Origin of the sequence: Corallococcus llansteffanensis (assembly GCF_003612055.1) — a bacterium.
In the GTDB taxonomy this organism is placed as follows: domain Bacteria; phylum Myxococcota; class Myxococcia; order Myxococcales; family Myxococcaceae; genus Corallococcus; species Corallococcus llansteffanensis.
Window position 1 is genome coordinate 1 of record NZ_RAWB01000574.1, and the last position, 6291, is coordinate 6291.

General features: G+C 71.9%; 6 protein-coding genes. 4 read left to right on the forward strand and 2 right to left on the reverse strand.

The annotated features are described in order from the left end of the window. Both D7V93_RS35395 and D7V93_RS35400 read left to right on the forward strand, forming a co-directional pair. On the forward strand, nt 1–317 hold a 317-nt coding region (locus D7V93_RS35395; RefSeq protein ID WP_120647559.1), incomplete at its 5' end, for a PEGA domain-containing protein. A gap of 112 nt (nt 318–429) precedes the next feature. Beyond that, on the forward strand, nt 430–1155 hold the full coding sequence (locus tag D7V93_RS35400; protein ID WP_120647560.1) for a GIN domain-containing protein: 726 nt from the start codon (nt 430–432) through the stop codon (nt 1153–1155). A gap of 425 nt (nt 1156–1580) precedes the next feature. Here D7V93_RS35400 and D7V93_RS35405 read toward each other — a convergent pair whose 3' ends face one another. Then, nucleotides 1581–2600 carry an aldo/keto reductase gene (locus D7V93_RS35405; RefSeq protein WP_120647561.1) on the reverse strand — a complete coding sequence of 340 codons (1020 nt, stop codon included), beginning with the start codon at nt 2598–2600 and terminating at the stop codon, nt 1581–1583. A 78-nt stretch (nt 2601–2678) separates the two neighbouring features. On the opposite strand from D7V93_RS35405, the gene D7V93_RS35410 reads away from it, so the two are divergent. Both D7V93_RS35410 and D7V93_RS35415 read left to right on the forward strand, forming a co-directional pair. Continuing rightward, nucleotides 2679–3413: a DUF429 domain-containing protein gene (locus D7V93_RS35410; protein WP_120647562.1), complete on the forward strand. Its 735-nt coding sequence runs from the start codon at nt 2679–2681 to the stop codon at nt 3411–3413. Between the two features lie 83 nt (nt 3414–3496). Next, the gene (locus D7V93_RS35415) at nt 3497–4444 is read left to right on the forward strand and encodes a hypothetical protein (protein WP_147451508.1); all 948 of its coding nucleotides are present in this window, start codon (nt 3497–3499) and stop codon (nt 4442–4444) included. 39 nt (nt 4445–4483) lie between these two features. Here the strand turns inward: D7V93_RS35415 and D7V93_RS35420 are convergent. Continuing rightward, nucleotides 4484–6291: tenascin-X (locus tag D7V93_RS35420; RefSeq protein WP_120647564.1), on the reverse strand; the 1808-nt coding region annotated here is incomplete at its 5' end.

Consider the following 6291-nt stretch of genomic DNA (forward strand, 5'->3'; position numbering starts at 1 on the left):
CCACCACTCCTTCCTCCAAGAAGCCCCGGACGGCCCCAACCGCGCCCGCCCCGGAAGCCGAGCCCACCCCGGCCGACGCCGCGGAACCGGCCGCTCCCCAGGGCTTCCTGACGCTCATCACCGAACCCGCCGCGCGCGTGTCCCTGGCGGGCCGCTCGCTGGGCGAGACACCGCTCACCAAGGTCGCCCTCCCGGTGGGCAGGCACACCCTGAAGCTCCTGGATGGAACGGGCCGGCCCCTGAAGCTCATCGTGGAGATCAAACCCGACGACACCACGTCCGTCCGGGTCCCCCTGGAGCTGCTGGCCAATCCCTGACGGCGCTCGCGGCTTTCGCCCGCGGGCATGCAATCACCCCGGCGACCCCCGCGTATCCGAGGCATTCCGCCGGGACGTGCCCGTACGTCCCGCGCCACGCCTGGAGCCGACCATGAGGATCGCCCCGCTGTCCGTCATCGCCGCTTGCTGCCTCACCGTCGCCTGCACCGCCCACGCGGAGGAAGCCGCCTCCAAGTCCAACGACACCTCCGGCGAGACGCGCCAGGTGGAGGACTTCCACGGCGTCGCCGTGGGCCACGGCATCAAGGCCCAGGTCAAGGTGGGCCCCAAGTCCGTCCGCCTCGAAGGGCCCGCCGAGTCCGTCTCCCGCGTCCGCCTCGTCGTCGAGGACGGCATCCTCACCACCGAGGTCGACCGCAAGGGAATGTGGAGCGGACTCAACGGCAAGGTCCGCCTCTTCGTGTCCTCGCCCAAGATGACCCATGTGTCGGCCAGCGGCGGCAGCCACGTGGACGCCGAGGCCACCGCGGCGGAGGAGTTCGAGGCCGAGGCCAGCGGCGGCGCGGAGCTCAACGTGCGCGGCGTGGACGCCACGGAGGTGGACACCGACGCGAGCGGCGGCGCCGAGGTCACCCTCGTCGGACGCGCGCAGAAGGTGGAGGCCGAGGTCAGCGGCGGCTCGCAGCTCCACGCCCGGAAGCTCCAGGGCGTGACGGAGCTGGAGGTGGACGCCAGCGGCGGCGCCGTCGTGGAGTTGGACGCGCCCGGCACCGTCTCCGGCGAGGCCTCCGGCGGCAGCGTCATCCACCTCACGGCGCGCCCCCAGCGCTCCGACATCGAGGTCAGCGGCGGCTCGCGCGTCGACTCCGGGAACTGAACCGGGAAGAGGTTACCCGGGCCCCGGGATGTCCCCGGGGCCCGGACAGGCCCCCCATGCTGCCATGGAGCCGCCGCACACCGGACCTCCAAGGTCATCCGGGCGACCGCACTCCTTCCACACGAACGTCCACCGCACGGGGGTGCTGTCAGACAGGCGCGTGGGCACCATGGAACACGCCCGGGTTCACCGAGCGCTTCACACTCCCCAAGATATCGGGAGTCCGTCCCAATCCCAAACACCCTCGGTGTCTTTCACCGCACCTGGAAGCCGGGGCTGCCGCACCGCAGGATGCCTGCCATCCCAGACGGTCCGTGGAACCCTTCCCACCCCGTTTGCACGGTGCGTCGAACGAACGCAGCAGGTCGGATTCATCCAGCTATTTTGGAAAAGTCCGCGCAGGTAGGACTCCAAGTGCAAACAGGTCAACGGGTCGGAGGGAAACGGTCCGCGCCCTGACGCTCCAGCATCCAGCCCGGGTACTCGGCGGGGAGCCTGGAGACGGCGTCCAGTTGCTCCAATTGCTTCGGGGTGAGGCGCAGCTCGGCGGCGGCGAGGTTGTCCTCCAACTGCGCCGCCGTCCTGGCGCCGAGGATGACGGTGGTGACGTGCGGCTGGTGCAGCAGCCAGGCAAGCGCCACGCGGGCCACGGTGGCGCCCTGCTCCTTCGCGATGCCGTCCATCACGTCGATGGCGTTGTACGCGCGCTCGCGGTCCACGGGCGGGAAGTCGAAGGCGGCGCGGCGCGAGCCCTCGGGGCCCTGTGAATCGCGGCGGTACTTGCCGGACAGGAAGCCGCCGGCCAGCGGGCTCCACACCATCAGGCCCACCTGCTGGTCCTTCATGAGCGGCACCAGCTCCCGCTCCAGGTCGCGGCCGGCGATGGAGTAGTACGCCTGCAGCGATTCGAAGCGCGACAGGTGCTTGCTGTCACTCAGGCCCAGCGCCTTCATCAACTGCCACGCGGCCAGGTTGGACGCGCCCAGGTAGCGCACCTTGCCCTGGCGCACGAGGTCATCCAGCGCACGCAGCGTCTCGTCCAGCGGCGTGGCCGCGTCGTAGCCGTGGATCTGCAAGAGGTCGATGTGGTCGGTGCCCAGGCGCTGGAGGCTCGCGTGCACCGCCTCGAAGATGTGGTAGCGCGACAGGCCCACCTCGTTCAGGCCCGGGCCCATGCGGCCGCGCACCTTGGTGGCCAGCACCACCTGGGAGCGCTTCGCCGCGAGCGCCTTGCCCAGCAACGTCTCCGACTGGCCGTTCGAGTACACGTTCGCGGTGTCGAAGAAGTTGATGCCCGCGTCCAGGCACCGGCCCACCAGCGCGTCCGCCTCCGCCTGCCCCTGCTGCCCGATGTTCTTCCAGAAGCCCTCGCCACCGAACGTCATGGCGCCAAAACACAGTTCAGAGACAAACAGGCCGGTGCGGCCCAGCGGACGGTAGTGCATGTGCGTGTCACCTTCGGTGGAATGGGAGGCGGCCCCACCTAACGCCGGGCGGTCCACTTCGCCGCAGGAAGGCACGGGATGACGGACACCCCCCGGTTCGTGGGCTGGGACCTGAGCGATCCGTTCGCCCGTTCCCCCCGCCCCGTGGACGAAGCCGTGCTGGATGCGCAAGGCCACGTGCGCTTCTCCCAGCGCGTCTGGCCCCGCGCGCAGGCGCACCACCGGTTGGACCCGCACGCGCTGGTGGAGGCCTTCGCCGTCGGGCCCGCCGACGTGGTGGTGGTGGACGGGCCCCAGGCGTTGGCGAACCCCGGCGCCCGGGTGCGGGAGGCGGAGCGGCGCCTGCGCGCCCCGGGCCGCACCCCGGACGCGCTGCCCCTGCCTGGAGCGCCCTTCGCGGGCTTCGTGCGCGCAAGTGTGCTGCTGTTCTCCGCGCTCGAGTCTCTCACCCGGACGCCCCTGCTGGACCTGGACACGCCGGAGCTGTCCCGCGCGCGCCTCTTCGAGGCCTTCCCCGGCGCCACCTGGCGCGCGCTGGCTGTGGAGAAGTTGGGGGCAAAGGCCACGCCCGAGGGACGCGCCCGGCGGCAGGCCCTGCTCGAAGCCGCCGGCCTGCGCTTCGTGGACGGCAGCCCCCGCACGCACGACCAGTTGGACGCCACCGTCTGCGCCTGGCTGGGGTGGCTTGCGCGCACGCGGCCCGGGGACGTCACCGCGGTGGGCCTGCCCCTCACGCGGGACGCGGACGGCACCCTGCGCGAGGGGCGCATCCTGGACCTGGACCGGGTTCAAGCCGCGCCGCGCCAGCACTGAACAATCCCAGACACTCAACGTATCTTGCTGCTTTTTCTATTTAAGCTGGTTTAATTCCTCTCAACTCCAGAGGAGGAACACCCATGCTTGGAACTTCGTGGAAGGCCGTGACCGTGGTGGTGGGGCTGGTGGGGGCGCCGGTGCTGGCGGAGGACGGGGCTCAAACGCCGCGCCTGCCCTACGGCGTGCCGGTTCCGGAGGGGCAGGCGCTGGACGCGGTGCCAGAGCCCTTCGACGAAGCGGTGCACGGCCGCGCGCACCCCAACACCCAGCCACAGGTGAACGAGGTGCTGAAGGGCGCGGCGGCGCGGCTGCCCGAGCGCTCCAGCAAGCCCCGCCCGCGCGACCCCATCCCGGACATCTTCCCGGGCTCCGGGGACCGGGGCTTCTGGGTGAACCAGGGCCAGGGCATCTTCGCGGGCAATGACGCGCAGACGGACCTGGTCATCCCGGACAACGCGGTGGGGACCACCATCTACGCGCCCACGCACATGCCGGCGGGCAACTCGTGCGTGGAGACGGTGACGGCGCACTGGCGCTATTCGGGCATGGCGACGACGGCGCACGCGCACGGCTTCTGGGACCACTGCGGCCTCGACGGCGCCACCGGCTGGCAGACGTTCGAGCACATGGACGCGACGTGGAAGGGCAAGTACGTGCGCGTCCTGGACGGAGAGGAGCGCTACTTCACGGAGGCCTACAAGGACGGCAGCGGCTGCGCGCACGGGCTGCTGTACAACTTCACGCTCGGCGTCTGGGAGGAGAAGCTCACGCCCATCTGCGGCTCCTCCAGCTTCACCACGGGCTGGACGATGTGGGAGTCGCACTACCTGATGGACGTGGCGCAGCGCTGCCCTGCGTTCCCCCGCGTTCGCGCGTCCGGCATCCAGATCTACACCGTGAGCGCGTGGCCCGCGCTGGGCACCGGCAACAGCAGCCAGCTGGGGCCCTACGGGCTGTGCTGGACCAACGGCACGTACAACTTCCAGGTGTCCGTGCCCAACAGCGACTGGACGGCCCTCACGCCGTGATGCCGGCGTGAAGGCCGCTGCCACGCGGGGTCCGGTGCTTCAGCGGCCGCGCACCGGATCCTCGTGGTGGTCGTGCCCCGGTCCGCCGAAGGTGCCCGGCCAGGGCTCCTCCGCGGGCTTGAGGCCGGGGATGGCGAAGCGCCGGAAGCGCGCCTGGCTGAAGGCGAACGGGGGATCGCAGTCCCCGCACGTCTCCGCCCCGTCCATCATCACCACGCTGTCCGGCCCCAGCTCCAGGAACTGCGCGGGCTGCGTCGCGTCCGTCAGCGGGCACTGGAACACCTCGCTGCCGTCGCGCGCGCTCACCGCGAACAGCGTGGGCCCGGTGCCCGTGAGCCCCGTGCCCAGCACCACCGTCTCCGGTGGCAGCCCCCGCTGCGTCACCCAGCTCGCGAGCCGCACCTCCGGCGCCACCGGCCCGGGCCAGCCCTGGAACGCGTACGTCCACGACGGCGCGAGCCCCGGCAGCCCGTAGCCCTCCAGCCTCCAGCCTCCGGAGCCGTCGTCCCGGGACGGCGAGGGGATGAGGCGCTCGGAGGTGGCCACCGCGCGGCCCAGCCCCCGGGGGAACTCGCGCGAGCCCACCGCCTGGCCGTCCTGCGTGCGCAGGGCCTGCGTGGAGCGCTCGTTGAGCAGCAGCCCGTCCACGATGGCCAGCTCTCCGGCGCTGAAGGCCTCCGTCTTGCGCCAGCGCGGCACGCCGTCCTGCGAGAACGCCATCAGCAGCGTGGGCGCTCCCGGAAACAGCGGCGCCCCGTCGTTCAGCGTCTGCCCGAAGGCCAGGTACAAATCCCCCGCCGCGTCCGACGCCACGCCGAACGGGTGCGGGTGGTTGCACTCCTTGAGCAGCGGATCCGCCAGCGCCTGCGCGGACACCATCTTCCCAAAGGCATCCAACACCACGAGGAAGTAGCTGCGGCACGACGTGTCACGTGAGGTGCCCGCCGGGTACGCCTCGTAGAGCGCCGCCAGCCGATCCGGCTGCATCACGCCCAGCCGGGCCATGAACAGCGTCGTCAGCCCCTGCGCGAAGTCCGGCCGCGCCGACCTCAGGTCGAAGGTCCACCGCGGCGCGCCCGTCACCCGGTCCAGCAGCGACACCTGTCCGGAGTTCGGCAGGTCCATGCACAACAGCCGGTCGTTCCACAGCATGCAGCGCCGTCCCGACACGCTCGCGCGCACCGGCAGCGGGCCCGCCGCGTCCAGCAGCGCCGGCACGAAGAAGCCCACCAGCGTCACGTCCCCGGTGGGGCCCACCAGCAGGTCGTGCAGGGCCTCGCCGTTGGAGGCCGCGTCGTACGTCCACGCGGGGGCCAGCGCCGTCGCGGCCGGGCGCTCGCACACCGACCCCTTGCACCTGCCCGGCCCCTGGCAGGGGCTCTCTGGCGCGCAGCTGAAGTTGTCCGGCGGATCCCTGCGCTGGCACGTCCCGTCCAGGCACACGTCCGCCGCGTCGCAGCCGCGCGCAGGCCCGCAGAAGGTGCCGTCCGGCGCCTTCGCCAGCCCGCACCCGAGCTTCGGGTCGCACGTGCCCACCTGGCACGCCCCGTCCCCCGGACACGGAGGCGCCGGCACCGCCGCGCACCCGTCCAGCGGGTTGCACACGTCCGTGGTGCACGCGTTGCCGTCGTCGCAGACCCGCTCCGTCCCCCGGCACCGCCCCGCCACGCAGGCGGCGTCCTGGAGGCACGCGTTGCCCGGGTCGCACGCCGTGCCATCCGCGTCCTGCGTCTCCACGCACGCTTCCGTCACCACGTCGAACGTGGCGCTGTGGCAGGCCACCGGCGTGGGGCAGGTGGGGATGGGCCTCGACTCGCCCTGGAGCACCACGGCCACCTCCCCGCCCC